The sequence below is a fragment of the Streptomyces sp. NPDC058086 genome (assembly GCF_042885015.1).
Lineage (GTDB): Bacteria > Actinomycetota > Actinomycetes > Streptomycetales > Streptomycetaceae > Streptomyces.
Window position 1 is genome coordinate 1 of record NZ_JBHVST010000058.1, and the last position, 15728, is coordinate 15728.

Here is a 15728-nt window from a genome sequence, read left to right on the forward strand (position 1 = left end):
AGTAGCCCTCCGAGCCGGTCGCCGAAGAGACCCCGGAACCGATCACCGCGGAAGCCCCCGAGCCCGAGGCCGAAGAAGCACCCACGCCCGCCGCCGAGAAGCCCTCCGAGCCGGTCGCCGAGGAAATCCCCGACCCGGTCACCGCTGAGGTCGTCCCCGCCGAGCCGACCGCGGAACCGGTCACCGAACCGGTCGCGGCCTCGGCGGACGAGCCGACGGCCGATTCGGCGGACGACTCCGCGAACGAGCCCGTGGCCGCCGACGGCGATCAGCCCCCGGCGGGGCCACCCGCACCCGACGACGAGAGCGTCACGGGTGGTGCGGGCGGGGAAGAAGACGCGGCCGAAGGCGAAGCCGAGGCCGGCACGACCGGCACCCCCGCCACCCCCCTCACCCACGTGAAGACCCACGCCCCCGACCTCGCCACCGCCTACCAGGAAGCGGGAACGGCCCTCGCGAAGAGGGACCTCACCGGTGCCCGCGCCAAGGTCTACCTCGTCCTCGACCGCTCCGCGTCCATGCGCGCGTACTACAAGGACGGCTCCGCCCAGGCCCTCGGCGAACAGGCCCTCGCCCTCGCCGCCCACCTCGACCCCGAGGCCAAGGTCCAGGTCGTCTTCTTCTCCACAGAACTGGACGGCACCGGCGAGCTCACCCTCCCCGAGCACGAGAACAAGATCGACGACCTCCACGCCGGCCTCGGCCGCATGGGCCGTACGAGCTACCACGTCGCGGTGGAAGAAGTCGTCACGCACCACCAGAAGTCCGGCACCACGGACCCGGCCCTGGTGATCTTCCAGACGGACGGCGCCCCGGACGCCAAGACCCCCGCCACCCAGTCCCTCACGGACGCGGCGAAGGACCACCCCACGGTGTTCTTCTCGTTCGTCGCGTTCGGTGAGCACGACAACAAGGCCTTCGACTACCTCCGCAAGCTGAAGACCGACAACACGGCCTTCTTCCACGCGGGCCCGACCCCACGCGAGCTGACCGACGCGGAGGTCTACGAGGGCGTACTGGAGAACTGGCGCCCGTAGGACCTCGCAGGACCCCGTAGGCCCAACAGGAACCACACGCGGCCGCCCGTTTCCCACCCCTTGAAAAGGGGAAGCGGGCGGCCCACCCATGTCGGCTACGATTTCAAGGTTCGCAAGACGACCGACGGCACGACCAGAACCGACGATCGTCACCCCACGTAACGACACGTAACGACTTGGGAGCAGCCGCGATGGCTCGACACCTCATCACCAGCGCCCTTCCGTACATCAACGGGATCAAGCACCTGGGCAACATGGTGGGGTCCATGCTCCCGGCGGACGTGTACTCCCGGTACCTCCGCCAGCGCGGCCACGACGTCCTCTACATCTGCGCGACGGACGAGCACGGCACCCCGGCCGAGCTGGCGGCCAAGGAGCAGGGCCTCCCGGTCGACGAGTTCTGCGCACAGGCGCACGACGCGCAGAAGGCGGTGTACGACGGCTTCGAGCTGGCCTTCGACTACTTCGGCCGCAGCTCCAGCCCGCAGAACCGCGAGATCACCCAGCACTTCGCGCGCCGCCTGAACGAGAACGGCTTCATCGAGGAGCGCGCGATCCGCCAGGTGTACTCCCCGGCGGACGGCCGCTTCCTCCCGGACCGCTACGTGGAGGGCACCTGCCCCCACTGCGGCTACGACAAGGCCCGCGGCGACCAGTGCGAGAACTGCACCCGGGTCCTGGACCCGACCGACCTGATCAACCCGCGCAGCGCGATCTCCGGCTCGACTGACCTGGAGGTCCGCGAGACCAAGCACCTCTTCCTCCTCCAGTCGAAGCTCCAGAGCGAGGTCTCGGAGTGGGTGGCGCGCCACGAGCACGAGTGGCCGCAGCTCGCCTCCTCCATCGCCCGCAAGTGGCTGACGGAGGGCCTGCACGACCGGGCGATCACCCGTGACCTGGACTGGGGCGTCCCGGTCCCGGCCGACACCTGGCCGGAGCTGGCGGCGGAGGGCAAGGTCTTCTACGTCTGGTTCGACGCGCCGATCGAGTACATCGGCGCGACGAAGGAGTGGTCGGACCAGGACCCGGAGAACCGCGACTGGAAGTCCTGGTGGTACGAGGCGGACTCCGGCGAGAACCCGGTCCGCTACACGGAGTTCATGGCCAAGGACAACGTCCCCTTCCACACCGTCATGTTCCCGGCCACCGAGCTGGGCGTGCGCGAGCCGTGGAAGAAGGTCGACTACGTCAAGGCCTTCAACTGGCTGACGTACTACGGCGGAAAGTTCTCCACGTCCCAGAAGCGCGGTGTCTTCACCGACCACGCGCTGGACATCCTGCCCGCGGACTACTGGCGCTACTTCCTGATCGCCAACGCCCCCGAGTCGGACGACTCGTCCTTCACCTGGGAACACTTCACCGCCACGGTGAACAAGGACCTGGCCGACACCCTCGGCAACTTCGTCAACCGCGTCCTGTCCTTCTCCAAGAAGCGCTTCGGCGAGGAGGTCCCGGCGGGCGCCGAGGCGGGCGAGGCGGAGGCGAAGCTCGGCGAGGAGATCGCGGGCCTGCTGGCCGAGTACGAGACCCAGATGGAGGCCCTCCAGTTCCGCAAGGCCGCGGCGGCGCTGCGCGCCCTGTGGTCGGCGGGCAACTCCTACCTGGAGGAGAAGGCCCCCTGGCTGGAGATCAAGACCGACCCCGAGGGCGCGGCCCTGACCCTGCGCACGGCGATGAACCTGATCCACCTCTACTCGGTGGTCTCGGAGCCCTTCATCCCCGCGTCCTCCCGTGCGATGCGCTCGGCGTTCGCGCTGACGGACGACACGGCGGTGTGGGTCTCGGCGGACGAGGCGAGGTCCCTGTCGGCCGTCCCCGCGGGCACCCCCTTCACGGTTCCCCCGGTCCTCTTCGCCAAGGTCACGGACGAGGACCTGGAGTCGTACAAGGAGCGCTTCGGCGGCGCACCGGAGTAGTGACGACGTAGAGCGGGGCCCAGCACCGAAGAGGTGCCGGGCCCCGTTCCGTTTCTGTCGTCCGTATCCCCCTCCGTCTCACTCCTCGGCCGGAAACCGACCCCGCTGGTGACATGCTCTTGACCACCCGTATGGTTTCGCCATGGCAGTCCCTCCGGTCATCCCGATCGCCTACGAGCCGAAGTCACGCACCGAGAGCATCGGTCGCTACGCGGACGGCCAGTTCCTGGCGTCGATCACGTACGCCTTCCCCGAGGGCTACCGTCCCGACGATGGCTGGGAACAGCACAAACGCCTCTACACGGTGCTGCACACCTTCGACGCCGAGGGCCGCTACCGCGACTCGGAGATCTGGTGCGCGGGCACCTGGGCCGAACAGCAACTGGCCCCGGACGGATCGGACTCGGTGCTCTCCCGGGCCAGGGCCCATCTGGCGAAACTCCTGCGGAGCCTGCCCCGCCGCTCCTACACGGACATCGCGGTCCGTCCCTTCCAACGCACCGTCGACGGCGTGCTGTTCGGCCTGGTGATCAGGCAGGACGAGGAGGAGGCCTGGGCCGAGCTCTACCCGGACCGCCTCGCGTTCGCCGAGCCGTGGAACGGCCAGTACGACACCTGAGCCGCGCGGCGGCGCCCGAGGACTGGGCACCCGGGGCTTTCCGACCCCGGGCGTCCTTGGCGTCCCCTACGAGGTCAGAACCGCACCGGTGGTGGTGGCCAGCTCGGTGGGCAGGTTCTTCGCGGAGGACTGGATCCCGGCGTTCAGGGTCGGCGTCCAGTTCACCGTCGTCTTCAACTTCTTCGAGTTCGCGGCGTTGTACGCGGCGACGAGGTCGGTCGAGGTGCCGTTGACGAGGTTCCCGCCGCCGGCGACCGAGCCGGTGCCGTCGCCGCTGAGCAGCTTGGAGATCTTCCCGCCGGTCGGGACCTTCCAGTAGTTGTCCTCGGCGACGACCTGGGCCTTGGCGCGGGAGTTGATGCTGTAGAGGGGCGCGTACCCGTTGACGGTCGTGGTGTCGAAGTAGTTGTTGTAGATGTGCACCTGCCCGATCCGGGTCAGGGGAGCCCTCTGAACGATCCCCTTCCACACGTTGTGGTGGATGGAGACGCGCAGCTTGCCGACGCTGTCGGTGTCGCTGCTGCCGATCAGCATGGTCTTGTCGTGGTTGGTGAACTGGTTGCGCTCGACGGTCACCAGGTCCGAGCCCTTGGTGATGTCGAGGTCACCGTCGTGGATCTGGTACTCGCGGCCGTAGTACTTCGGGTTGGAGCTGTCGAAGTGCGACGCGTCGGTGAAGGTGTTGTGGTCGGCCCACACGTGTGTCGCGCCGCGCAGGGTGACGGCGTCGTACGCGGAGTTCCAGTTGCCGCTGTCGCCGTCGGTCGGGTCCCACTGCGGGAAGCAGTCCTCGGTGGCGGAGAAGGTCAGGTTGCGGATGATGACGTTGTCGACGCCCTGCACCTGCAGACTGCCACCGGTGATCCCGGCCTTGGTACCCGGCACACCCACGATGGTGGTGTTGGCGGGCACCTTGAAGACGATGTTCTTCGCCTGCTTCTGCTGCGCGGCGTCGCGAGCCTTCTCCTGCGTGCCGGAGGGCAGCTTGGAGGTGCCGTACGTGGCCGGATCGTAGGCCTTCAGATAGGCGGCCAGCGAATATCCCGTACCGGCGGAGTAGTCGGCGCAGGTCAGCTTCTTGCCCGAGTCGTCGGTGCCGGCGTCGATGACACCCTTGACCTGAATGATCTTCGACGTGGAGTTGTCGGCCTTGCCCAGTGCCTTCACGAGCTGGGCGCGAGTACTGACGGTGTAGACGTGCGAGGAGTCGGCCTGCGAGCCGCCGGTCGTCCCGGACCCGGATGCCGCCCAGCCGTCCTTGGCGGGCAGCACCTGGTGCGCGAGGTCGACCGTACCCGCGTTCGCGTTCATCACGAACGCGACGGCACCGAGGCCCGCGGCCGTGACGGCGGCGGCGGAGACGATGACGGCGCGACGCTTGCGGAGGGACCTGCGGTGCGAGGGGGATGCCACGGATGAGTCCTTACGTGGTTGTGGAGCACGTGTTGTGGTGCACGAAGCCCCGCTGAACGGTGCTTCTGACTCATCAGTGGCCGCGGGAATGGGAAAGGTTGCCGCTCTTTTCTCAACTCATCGGGCGGAGGATGCGGTTACCTACCGGTTCGCGTCACGCGGGGGCAGCTCACCGATGCGATACACAGGCACCTCGCCCTCCTTGGGACAGACCCACACCGCCACCTCCTCGACGATCGCCGCACCCAATGGATGCGAGTCCGGGTGCGCGGGACATTCGGGCCACACCGCCGGCTTTCCCTCCCCCCACAGCGCTTCCACGGCCCAGTCCTGCACCCCGTCCGCGACCTCGGCAAGCCCGACCCCATAAACACCCTGACCGGAACCGTCGGGGGCGTAGAGGATGAACCCCGGGTAGTCGTCCTCCGGCTCCCGGACATCGGGCCGCACGGAGCACTGGGCCCGGAGGTCACGCAACACGGTCTCCAGAGCGCGCACGAAGGCGCCGTCGGCCACCGTCACGACGTTCGTCCCGCTCGGATACGGGTGAGCAGCGCGACGAGGCTGTCGGGGGAGACGGGGAGTATTCGGTCGGGGTGGTCGCTCTCGCGGAGAAGCAATACGCCATTGCTGTGGCCGAGTTCAACGCATTCGTTGCCCGCGGCACCACCGGAGAAGGACGACTTCTGCCACTGGATCACGACTACAACTCCTTCGACAGACGGTGGATGAAGTCCCGCGACTGCTTGGTGTCGAGAGACGCCGACTCCACCTTACGGAAGAGTGTTCGCATGGCCTGGAGTTGAGCGGAGGCGTCCACGAAGGCCGAGCCGTACGGCGTGTCCCGCTGCACTGTGTCCAGGGAGGCCACCCGACCGCCGACATAGACCAATGACGAGCTGGCTCCGGCGAATCCATCGACCTCGAAGGGAATCACCCGCAGAGCGACGTTCGGACGCTCCGACTGACACAGCAACTCCCCGAGTTGCGCCAGGGCAGTCAATCGGTCGGCGACTCGGGTACGCAGTACGGACTCGTGCAGGACCGCCTCGTACGGAACGTCCTCTCGTGCCAGCACCTGCTGACGGCGCATGCGGTACGCGACCCACAGCTCCAGCTCACTGTCAGGGAGCGGCGGAATCCAGTAGCCGAACACCGCCCGCGCGTACTCCTCGGTCTGGAGCAACCCTGGCACGTGAGCGGTCGCAATGACCTGAATGAAGTGTGCGTGGTGCTCCAGTTCCGCCAGGTCCAGGAACTCGTACGGCAGTACGTCCCGATACTCCTCCCACCACCCCCGCGTACGATCCGTCGCCATCTCCACCAAGGTGTCGATCAACTCGGCGTCCCCGCAGGCGTACTGAGCCGCGATCCTCCGGAGTCGAACCTCGCTGACCCCTGCGACCCCCGATTCGATCTGGCTCATCGTCACCGAGATCGTGCCCAGCATCCGGGCTGCCTCGCGTGCCGTCAGCCCCGCCGCCTCCCGCAACTTCCGCAGCTCACGGCCCAACCGCTCCTGCCGAACCGTTGGTTGCTTACGTGGCACCCGAACCTCCCCTGACCACCACATCGAGTGACCAGGGTACGACAACGGGTTGCGGCGAACTAAATTTAGTATCTACTCTCAGTGACGCGACGCACACTCTGCGAAACCCCGGGGCACCGGAAGCGCACCGCACCGTCATGCCACGACGGTCGCGACATGCCACCGCCGTCCCCACTCCCACCCCCAGGAGTCCCGCATGCCCGAACCTCGAACAGCCCCCGCCCCCTGGGAATACACCCTCTACATCCCCAACGACCCCCGAGCCGTCACGATCTGTCGCCGCACCCTCCGCCTGATCCTCGCCGCCCACGACCTCCCCCACTTCACGGAAGTCGCCGAACTGGTGGCGACGGAGCTGGTCACCAACGCCGTACAGCACACCAAGGGCCCCGCCGCCCTACGCCTCCGCGCGGAGAACGGCACGCTCCGCATCGGCGTGTGGGACGCGGACCCCACGCCACCCCGCCCGGCCCGACACCCCACCCCGGACGCCGAATCGGGCCGCGGCCTCGCGCTCGTCCACAGCTGTGCGGACACCTGGGGATGGGTCCGCCAAAGGGACGTCAGAAACCTCATCGGCACCGGCAAGTACATCTGGTGCGAACTGACCGCCGCGGCGTGAACGTTTCGTCGACCCCCGAAAGAGTGATCCCCTCCCATCGGCCGAACGCCCGGCCCAAGATCCCCCTAGGTTCCGCCACATGGTCACATCAACCCACGAGGTCTCAAGAAGCGGCGCCATACCGGACACCGCGGCCGACGGATGGCGGCCCTTCGACAAAGACACTGTGGCGTACTGGTTCGAGACGATGGGAGCTGCACATGCCGGTCGGCAGTTACTACCCGGGCCAGGGAACCCTCATCGAGGAGAAGTACCTGGAAGGCAAGGCCGAAGGTGAGGCCAGGGGTGAGGCCAAGGGTGAGTCCACCCTTATCCTGCGCGTGCTGGAGAAGCACGCTGTCGAAATCCCCGAGGCCATCCGGGAGCGCATCACCTCCTGTACCGACCTCGACACCCTCATGCTCTGGTTCGACCGGTCCCTGACCGCCACCACGGCCGAGGACCTGTTCGCCGAAGACGAAGACGGTCAGGCTGAAGGCAACCAGAACCAGACCTCCGCCTGACCTTCAGAAGCGCCCGCCGAAGTCCCTCAGGCCTCCCAGCCCGCCGAATCCGCCGGGCCCGCCCATCGGGCCGCCCCCGTGCGGGCGGCGGAGGCCGTCGAGGAGGGCGTCGGCAAGGATCGCCCCGCCGGCTCCGGCCGCGCCGGCGACGAGGGCCGTTTTCCACCAGGGGGCGCTGTACCAACCGCCCGGCATCTGCCGGCCGCCCACGACCCCGCCGGGGTAGTAGTACGGCGTCGCGTCACCGGGGCGGGGCGAGGCCGCGTAGGTCCGGCCGTCGACCGTGACGCGGCCGTCCCGGGCGGTGATCGCGCCCGTGCCCAGGTCAGGGAGGGCGGGGCCGGGGTCGAGGTCCAGCGAGGTGCGGGCGGCGCGGATGTAGTGCAAGCCCTCCAGGGCCGTCTGCGAGGCCATCGCGTACTGCGCGCCGGAGCGAGCCGTGACCAACTGCCCCTGCGCGGCCCGGTGGCGCTCGGCGGCGTCGGTCAGCGCCTGCGCCGCCGCAGCGTTGCCCCGCGCGTCGAGCGTCGACAGGCTTCCGCCGAGCCGCTCAACCCACCGGTGGGCCTCCGCCTCCGCGTCCAGGTCGGACACCGCGCCGTACGGCTGCGACAACCGTCGCTGGTAGGCGACCGCGGCCACCGCTCCGACGATCAGCAACACTGCGACCAGCACGACTCCCATGGCTTCCTCCGGCGCTTACGGTGTTCCGGTACGGCGCGAGGTGACCTCACCCGCCTCCCCTCCATCACACGCCCCGCCACTGTGCACCCCCGCCGAACCGCCTGTGCGTCCACGGTGAACCTCCCTGGACGGGGTCCCGGCCCGATCGGCGCGCACCGCGTTCCCTAGCCTGAGCCCGTGATGACCACCTCGTCGATCCTCGGACAGTTCGACCTCTGCGCGGACAAGGCGGCGTTCCCCGATCTCGACAACGGCTACTACTACCCGGTCGACGCGCGGATCCATCTGTTCGGCGACACCACCCGCTGGGCCATGGTCGCCGAACTGCTGGGCTACAACCCGCGCGGCGGCAACCTCATCGACGTCATGCACCGCTTCGGCAACTGCCTGACGCGCGGCGAGCCCGGGCTCGGCGACTTCCTGGACCGAGTGGACAATATGGAGGAGATCGATCCCGACGGCGCGGAGGTCTACGTCGGAGGGGTTCCCGTGGTCGTCCGCGGGACGGCACTCACCGTCGACGCCGCCACGGGCACCCCACTGGAGGACGTGTTCCGCCTGCTCGCCGAGGAGAGCAAGAAGCTTCTCCTGGCCGACGAGACGGAACTGCGGGGCGACCTCCCCGCCGACCTGCCCGTACTGCTGCGGCTCAACGAATGGCACCAGCCTGAAGACCTCTGGGACGCCGTGCCCAGCACGCACGAGACCTTCCAGCTGATCGCCGAGGTGCTGAACTCCTCGGACCCGGCCCGATACCGCCCGACCCTCCCACCCAACACCCACTGGACCCACTGGACCCACTGGCCCGACGCCGGAACGCTCTAGGTCCTGTCGTCAAATTCCCGTCTGCCCTGCGGGCGGACGACGGGAATTTGACGACAGGGCCTAGAGCTCGCAAGCCCGCGCAGCGGAAGCCGTACGGCCCAAAGGGCCCAGAACCAGTGGAGTTCCGGGCCCTGGTCGAGCGAGCTGGTGGGTCAGCTCGCCGAGGGCGACGCCGACGTGCTCGGCTGCGTGTCCGTGCTGTCGTGCGTCTCGTCCGGGGCCACGCCCATCGTCAGGTGCGCGCGGACTCCCTTCGCGATGTTCTTCTTGTCGTACTTGAGGTACAGGAGGCCGCCCGTGTGGCCGTTCTGGGGGTAGATCGTGTCCTCGGTGAGCGTGGTGCGCGTGGTGGTGTTGGTGGAGTACGGGGAGACCTTCGCCGACGCCAGCACCGACTTCTCGTCGAAGAAGAACTGGCCCGTGTGGCAGGTGTGCCCGCCCTCGTAGCCCGCGTCGGTCCAGGTGCCGTCCACGTGCACCTTCGTGTGGATGTGCACGGCGCGGCCCTGGTACCAGCCCGGGAAGATCGTCTTGAAGGTCACATAACCGCGCTTGTCCGTCTTCCAGGTGCCCCGGAGGTAGCGCTCGTCGTCGGTCGGCTCCGAGTGGCCGCCACCCGTGCCGCCGGAGGGCGCGCCGGACGGGGGCTCACCCGTGGGCGTGCCCGAGGGGGCGTCGGTCGGGGCGCCTGAGGGCGGGGTGCCGCCGCCACCGCCACCGCCGCTGCCCATCGCCTCGTAGCCGGAGTAGACGCCCAGCGCGGTGCAGTGCCAGATGTCGACCGCCGCGTTCTTCACGGGCTTACAGGTGTCAGCGTCGATCACTTTGAGTTCGAGGGTCATCGGAATGCCCTCCTTGCCCTCGGTGATGTCCTGACGGATCTTGTCCGCGTCGATGTAGTAAGGGCCCTCGGTGGTCTCCGAGGTGAGGGTGTAGCACGTCTCCGACGCCGTGGCGGAAGAAGAGGCGGAGGCGTCCGTGGTGGTCTCGCCCGCGAACGCGTTCACGGCGAGTCCGCCGCCCACGCCCACGGCCGCGACAGCCGCGCCACCTGCGACGACGACTTTGCGTCGCGTCATGTTCCGCTTGTGCGCCGGTTCTTGTTTCTCAGTCATGTGCAGGGACGCTAGGGACGCCGCCTGTCAGCAACATGGGTGCGGACTGTGGTTTTGCGTGGACACGCAAAAGTGGCTCGGAACCGGCGACGGTTCCGAGCCACTGACGCGGGGAGGGGCACCCTGGAAATGCCCCCTGCGAGGACTACTTCGGCTGCGGCTTGCGCACCGAGAGGTGCAGCTCGCGCAGACGGGTCTCGTCCAGCTCCGTCGGCGCGCCCATCATCAGGTCCTGCGCGTTGCCGTTGAGCGGGAACGCGATCGTCTCGCGGATGTTCGGCTCGTCCGCGAGGAGCATGACGATGCGGTCGACGCCCGGGGCGATACCGCCGTGCGGCGGGGCGCCGAAGCGGAAGGCGCGCAGCATGCCGGCGAACTGCTCCTCGACGGTGTCACGGTCGTAGCCCGCGATCTCGAAGGCCTTGAGCATGATCTCGGGCTCGTGGTTGCGGATCGCGCCGGAGGACAGCTCGACGCCGTTGCAGACGATGTCGTACTGCCAGCCCAGGATGTCCAGCGGGTCCTGGGACTCCAGGGCCTCCAGGCCGCCCTGGGGCATCGAGAACGGGTTGTGCGAGAAGTCGATCTTCCCGGTGTCCTCGTCCTTCTCGTACATCGGGAAGTCGACGATCCAGCAGAACCGGAAGACGTTCTCCTCGAAGTTGCCCGAGCGCTTCGCGGCCTCGACCCGCACCGCGCCCATGATCTTCGAGACCTCGTCGAACTCGCCCGCGCCGAAGAACACCGCGTGGCCGGGGGCCAGGGAGAGGCGCTTGGTCAGCTCGGCGACGTTGTCCTCGGTGAGGAACTTGGCGATCGGGCCCGTCAGCGAGCCGTCCTCACCCACCCGGACCCAGGCCAGGCCCTTGGCGCCCTGCTCGACCGCGTAGTCGCCGAGGCCGTCGAAGAACTTCCGGGTCTGACCGGCGACGTCCGGCACCGGCAGGGCACGTACGTGCTTGCCGGCGAAGGCCTTGAACTCCGAGCCCTCGAAGATGTCGGTGATGTCGACCAGCTCCAGCTGGGCGCGCAGGTCCGGCTTGTCGGAGCCGTACTTCAGCATCGCCTCGCGGAACGGGATGCGCGGGAAGGGGGAGGTGACATGACGGCCACCGCCGAACTCCTCGAACAGCTCCGTCATCAGCTTCTCGATGGGCTGGAAGACGTCCTCCTGCTCGACGAAGGACATCTCCACGTCGAGCTGGTAGAACTCGCCTGGCGAGCGGTCCGCGCGCGCGTCCTCGTCGCGGAAGCAGGGCGCGATCTGGAAATAGCGGTCGAAGCCGGAGATCATCAGCAGCTGCTTGAACTGCTGCGGGGCCTGCGGCAGAGCGTAGAACTTGCCCGGGTTCAGACGGGAGGGGACCACGAAGTCGCGCGCGCCCTCGGGAGAGGTGGCGCTGAGGATCGGGGTCGCCATCTCGTTGAAGCCCAGCGTCGTCATCTTGTGACGGATCGCGGAGATCACGGCCGTACGCAGCAGGATGTTGCGGTGCATGCGCTCGCGACGCAGGTCGAGGAAGCGGTACTCCAGGCGCCGCTCCTCGTTGACGCCGTCCTCGGCGTTGATCGTGAACGGCAGCGGGGCGGCGGCGCCGAGCAGCTCGACCTCGCTCACCTCGACCTCGATCTCGCCGGTGGGCAGGTCCGGGTTGACGTTCTCCGCGCCACGCGAGACGACCTTGCCGTCGACGCGGACCGTCGACTCCTTGGAGACCTTGTCGAGGGCCTCGTAGGCGGGCGTGCCGGGGCGGGCGACGAGCTGCGTGATGCCGTAGTGATCGCGCAGATCGATGAAGAGGATGCCGCCCAGGTCTCGGCGATTGTGCAGCCAGCCGCTCAGCCGGACGTCGCTGCCGACGTCAGAGGCGCGGAGCTCGCCGCAGGTGTGGGACCTGTACCGATGCATCGTCGTTCATCCAGTCTTCGCGGATCGGGGTCTGTTTCACATGAGCTTGGGTCTGTTTCACGTGAAACTTCCGGGCCGACGCCCGGATCCCCCAAGGGTACCGGCCGCCCAAAGATCACCACCCCGAATACTCTCGGTGGCACCTTCCGATCACCTCTTCATACAGTGGGTCAATGCGCACTGGTGAGCCCCTGCCCGCGGTGGGGGACGTACTGGCCGCCCTTGCGACCGGCGTGTGGCGCTGGGACAACGCACACGGGCAGGTCACCGTCGACGCCGAGGCCGCCCGGCTCCTCGGGTTGCCCGCGGAAAGGGCGACCGTCACCGAGGTGGCCATGCGCTCCCGGTTCCACCCGGCCGACTGGAACGAGGTCGTCAGCGTCGTACAGCTCGCCGTCGCCGAGGACACGCTCGCCGAGGTCCGGCTGCGGATCATGGACGAGCACGGGCGGGTGATCCGCACCGTGCGCAGCCGCTCCAAGCCGACCGTCGACCCCGAGAGCGGGGAGTTCCTGCTGTTCGGCACGCTCCAGGAGGTCACCGAGTCCTCGGGGGCCACGGCCGCGCGCACCCCGCTCACCGGCGACTGGCGCCGCTCGCGCGAGGCGTTCCTGCTGGACGCCGGGCGGGCGCTGGCCGAGGCGCGGTCCACGGCCGAGGTACTGCGGGTCGCGGCGGGCCTGTCGATGCCGGGGTTCACGCCGGACGGGCTGGCCGTCTTCGGCGTGGACGGGGACCGCCTCACCGTCATCGGCCACCACGGGCAGAAGCCGGGTGACGAGGGCCCTTTCACCCACATGTCCTTGTCCACCGACTACCCGGCCGCGGAGGTCGTCCGCACGGGCCGGGCCGTCTACCTTTCCTCCCCGGAGGACTACAAGGAGCGCTATCCCGTCTCCTGGCCGCTCGCCCAGCACTTCGGGCGGGAGTCCTGGGCCTTTCTGCCGCTGACCGTCGCCGGGCGCACGATGGGGGCGTGGATGGCGGCCTTCACCTACCCCGTCAGCTTCACGCCCGACGAGCGCTCGGTGCTGACGACCGTGGCCCGGATGCTCGCTCAGGCCCTCTCCCGGGCCGTGGCAGCCGAGACGGAGCGGGAGCTCACCGACGGCCTGCAACGCTCGATGATGCCCACCCTCGGCCCGCAGATGCCGGGCATGGAGGTCGCCGCGCGCTATGTCCCCACCGGCGGCGGCCTCCAGGTCGGCGGCGACTGGTACGACGTGATCCCGCTGCCGAACGGCCGCTTCGCCCTGGTCATCGGTGACGTCCAGGGCCACGACGTGCGCGCCGCCGGGCTGATGGGCCAGCTCCGTATCGCCCTGCGCGCATACGCCTCCGAGGGCCACCGGCCCGACGCGGTCCTCTCCCGGGCCTCGCGGTTCCTGTGCGGGATCACGGACTCGGTGACGTACGGCTCCACCGGCGAGAGCGGCGGCAACACCGCGGACCCGCGCTTCGCGACCTGCCTGTACGTCGAGGTGGACCCGGCGACCGGCATCCTGGACTTCGCCCGCGCGGGGCACCCTGACCCCGCAATACGCATGGCGGACGGGACGGTGCTGATACGGCCCACGTCGGGCGGACTGCCGCTCGGCATCGACCCGGACGCCGACTACCCCACGACCCGGCTCGCCCTGGAGCCCGACGAGACCATGCTGCTCTGCACCGACGGGCTGATCGAGACCGGCGGCCACGACCTCGACACCGGGTGGCGCCGTATCCGCCACATCCTGGAATCCCACGACGGCGACATGGAGGAGCTCGCCGACGCGCTGGTCCAGGGCGTGCACGGCCCTTCCTCGCACCACACCCCCGGACCGCTGGCCGACCGGCGCGAGGACGACATAGCGGTGCTGCTGCTGAGCCGGCAGGGCAAGGGGTACGACGACACGGTCGAGGCCACGCTCTCCCCCTCGGTGCGCCGCACCGCGCTGACCGTGGCGCAGGCCGAGCCCGAGCGGATCGCGGGGGCCCGCCAGCAGCTGCGCGAGATGCTGCACGACTGGGCCTCCGCAGACCAGCGCGACTCGGCGGTCCTCCTCGTCTCCGAGATGCTGACCAACGTCCTCGTCCACACCGACGCCGACGCGCTGCTCGTCGCCGAGGTGACCGGCGGTACGGAGGACCGCCGGATGCGGATCGAGGTCACCGACGCCAGCGACGACCTGCCGCACCGCCGCCACCCCGGCGAACTGGCGTCCTCCGGACGTGGGCTGGTGCTCGTGGAATTCCTCGCCGACTCCTGGGGCGTCGACCCACGGGGCGAGGGCAAGAGCACCTGGTTCGAGTTCTACGAGGCGTGCGGTGGAGACGGGGAGGCCGGTGGGGACGAGGCGTCCGGTGGAGACGGGGAGGCCGACTCGTAGTGGGTCCGTAGCTCCGCGAGGACCCCGAAGCCGGCGGCCGTCAGCGGTACGGCGAGCAGCATGCCCAGGATGCCCGCGACGGACGCGCCCGCCGTGATCGTCAGCATCACCACCGCCGGGTGCATCTGCACGGTCCGGCTCTGGATCATCGGCTGCAGCACATGCCCTTCGAGGACCTGCACGGCGAGAACGACCCCGAGCGCCCACAGCGCGATCACGAACCCCCGGTCGGCGAGCGCGACCAGCACGGCCACCGCGCCGGAGAGGAACGCGCCGAGGTAGGGGATGAACGCCCCCACGAAGACCAGCGCACCGAGCCCGGCCGCGCCCGGGACGCGCAGGATCAGCAGCCCGATCGTGATGCACAGGGCATCGATGAGGGCGATCACCGTGGTCCCGCGCATGAAGCCCTGGACGGCGCCGAAGGCGCGGCGGGCCATGGCCTCCACCGTGTCCGCGGTGCCGCGCGGCGCCAGCGAGCGCAGCAGCCCGGCGGCGCGGTGGGAGTCGCGGAGGAAGAAGAAGACGAGCAGCAGGGCCAGTACGGCCATGGCGATGGACTCGCCCACCACACTCACGCCGCTGATGACATTGGACGCGGCCGTCCCGCCGAACTTGGTCAGCAGGTCCTTGGCGTTGGCGGCGAGGTCGTCGAGGGAGGTGCCCGCCGCGCCGAAGTGCTCGGCGACGGACCGCGCGGCCAGCCTGAGGGAGGCGATGATCTGGTCCCCGGTGTCGATGAGCGCGGCGACCACGATGTAGACGGCGCCGCCGACGACCACGACCACCGCGACACAGGTGAGCCCCGCGGCCAGCGACCGGTTGACCCCGACGCTCACCAGCCGCCGGTACATCGGCCCGAGCAGCGCGGTGCCGAGCAGCGCGAGCAGCACGGGCACGATCGCCGTACGGAACTCCCCGCACAGCCGGATCCCGACCCACGCCACACCGGCGACGAGCAGGATCACGGCGCACCAGGCGGCCAGCCGCCGGGCGCCCTCGGGGAGTAGCTGCACGCCTCCACCCGACCACGCGCGGGCCGGGCCGTCCCCCCCGGGCCGCCCCGCCGGGGGACAACGGGCTCAGTGCGAAGGGGGTGGGTTATTGACATAAACCGCACGACCCCGCCCGGGTAGATATGGTTTTGGGTGGGGTGGGTGTTTTTGG

The 15728-nt window shown here is 69.1% G+C and carries 14 protein-coding genes and 1 pseudogene; 7 read left to right on the forward strand and 8 right to left on the reverse strand.

The window, feature by feature from the left end; translation table 11 throughout:
• Window positions 1-8: 8 nt before the first annotated feature.
• The 3 genes and pseudogenes from ACFVWD_RS34945 to ACFVWD_RS34955 all read left to right on the forward strand — a co-directional run.
• Window positions 9-1037, forward strand: a pseudogene (locus ACFVWD_RS34945) (VWA domain-containing protein); the annotation flags it as partial.
• A 191-nt stretch (window positions 1038-1228) separates the two neighbouring features.
• Window positions 1229-2953, forward strand: a complete 1725-nt coding sequence (gene metG, locus ACFVWD_RS34950) for a methionine--tRNA ligase (RefSeq protein ID WP_389601965.1) — start codon at window positions 1229-1231, stop codon at window positions 2951-2953.
• A gap of 142 nt (window positions 2954-3095) precedes the next feature.
• Window positions 3096-3572 carry a hypothetical protein gene (locus ACFVWD_RS34955; protein ID WP_389601967.1) on the forward strand — a complete coding sequence of 159 codons (477 nt, stop codon included), beginning with the start codon at window positions 3096-3098 and terminating at the stop codon, window positions 3570-3572.
• Window positions 3573-3638: 66 nt separating this feature from the next.
• On the opposite strand, the gene ACFVWD_RS34960 is transcribed toward ACFVWD_RS34955, so the two are convergent.
• The 4 genes from ACFVWD_RS34960 to ACFVWD_RS34975 all read right to left on the reverse strand — a co-directional run bounded on the left by ACFVWD_RS34960 (window position 3639) and on the right by ACFVWD_RS34975 (window position 6534).
• Complete coding sequence (locus ACFVWD_RS34960; protein ID WP_389601969.1) at window positions 3639-4985, reverse strand: polysaccharide lyase family 1 protein; 1347 nt, start codon at window positions 4983-4985, stop codon at window positions 3639-3641.
• A 141-nt stretch (window positions 4986-5126) separates the two neighbouring features.
• On the reverse strand, window positions 5127-5507 hold the full coding sequence (locus ACFVWD_RS34965) for a hypothetical protein (RefSeq protein WP_389601971.1): 381 nt from the start codon (window positions 5505-5507) through the stop codon (window positions 5127-5129).
• On the reverse strand, window positions 5504-5686 hold the full coding sequence (locus ACFVWD_RS34970; RefSeq protein WP_389601973.1) for a DUF397 domain-containing protein: 183 nt from the start codon (window positions 5684-5686) through the stop codon (window positions 5504-5506). The genes ACFVWD_RS34965 and ACFVWD_RS34970 overlap by 4 nt, the downstream gene beginning before the upstream one ends.
• Before the next feature lie 2 nt (window positions 5687-5688).
• The gene (locus tag ACFVWD_RS34975) at window positions 5689-6534 is read right to left on the reverse strand and encodes a helix-turn-helix domain-containing protein (protein WP_389601975.1); all 846 of its coding nucleotides are present in this window, start codon (window positions 6532-6534) and stop codon (window positions 5689-5691) included.
• A gap of 196 nt (window positions 6535-6730) precedes the next feature.
• On the opposite strand from ACFVWD_RS34975, the gene ACFVWD_RS34980 reads away from it, so the two are divergent.
• Together ACFVWD_RS34980 and ACFVWD_RS34985 are read left to right on the forward strand one after the other, a co-directional pair.
• Window positions 6731-7156, forward strand: coding sequence for an ATP-binding protein (locus tag ACFVWD_RS34980; RefSeq protein ID WP_389601976.1), 426 nt, complete (start codon window positions 6731-6733; stop codon window positions 7154-7156).
• A 200-nt stretch (window positions 7157-7356) separates the two neighbouring features.
• Window positions 7357-7659, forward strand: coding sequence for a hypothetical protein (locus ACFVWD_RS34985; protein ID WP_389601978.1), 303 nt, complete (start codon window positions 7357-7359; stop codon window positions 7657-7659).
• Between the two features lie 3 nt (window positions 7660-7662).
• Here ACFVWD_RS34985 and ACFVWD_RS34990 read toward each other — a convergent pair whose 3' ends face one another.
• Window positions 7663-8343 carry a hypothetical protein gene (locus tag ACFVWD_RS34990; protein WP_389601979.1) on the reverse strand — a complete coding sequence of 227 codons (681 nt, stop codon included), beginning with the start codon at window positions 8341-8343 and terminating at the stop codon, window positions 7663-7665.
• 180 nt (window positions 8344-8523) lie between these two features.
• On the opposite strand from ACFVWD_RS34990, the gene ACFVWD_RS34995 reads away from it, so the two are divergent.
• Entirely contained in the window at window positions 8524-9168 is a 645-nt protein-coding gene (locus tag ACFVWD_RS34995) for a DUF7003 family protein (protein ID WP_389602056.1), read from the forward strand.
• A 152-nt stretch (window positions 9169-9320) separates the two neighbouring features.
• Here the strand turns inward: ACFVWD_RS34995 and ACFVWD_RS35000 are convergent, their stop codons facing one another.
• Together ACFVWD_RS35000 and aspS are read right to left on the reverse strand one after the other, a co-directional pair.
• The gene (locus tag ACFVWD_RS35000) at window positions 9321-10283 is read right to left on the reverse strand and encodes an intradiol ring-cleavage dioxygenase (protein WP_389601980.1); all 963 of its coding nucleotides are present in this window, start codon (window positions 10281-10283) and stop codon (window positions 9321-9323) included.
• A gap of 145 nt (window positions 10284-10428) precedes the next feature.
• Window positions 10429-12192: an aspartate--tRNA ligase gene (gene aspS / locus ACFVWD_RS35005; protein WP_382116334.1), complete on the reverse strand. Its 1764-nt coding sequence runs from the start codon at window positions 12190-12192 to the stop codon at window positions 10429-10431.
• 173 nt (window positions 12193-12365) lie between these two features.
• On the opposite strand from aspS, the gene ACFVWD_RS35010 reads away from it, so the two are divergent.
• Window positions 12366-14561: a SpoIIE family protein phosphatase gene (locus tag ACFVWD_RS35010; protein WP_389601982.1), complete on the forward strand. Its 2196-nt coding sequence runs from the start codon at window positions 12366-12368 to the stop codon at window positions 14559-14561.
• On the opposite strand, the gene ACFVWD_RS35015 is transcribed toward ACFVWD_RS35010, so the two are convergent.
• Complete coding sequence (locus tag ACFVWD_RS35015; RefSeq protein WP_389601984.1) at window positions 14486-15577, reverse strand: AI-2E family transporter; 1092 nt, start codon at window positions 15575-15577, stop codon at window positions 14486-14488. The two genes, ACFVWD_RS35010 and ACFVWD_RS35015, sit on opposite strands and share 76 nt — an antisense overlap.
• Between the last annotated feature and the right edge of the window lie 151 nt (window positions 15578-15728).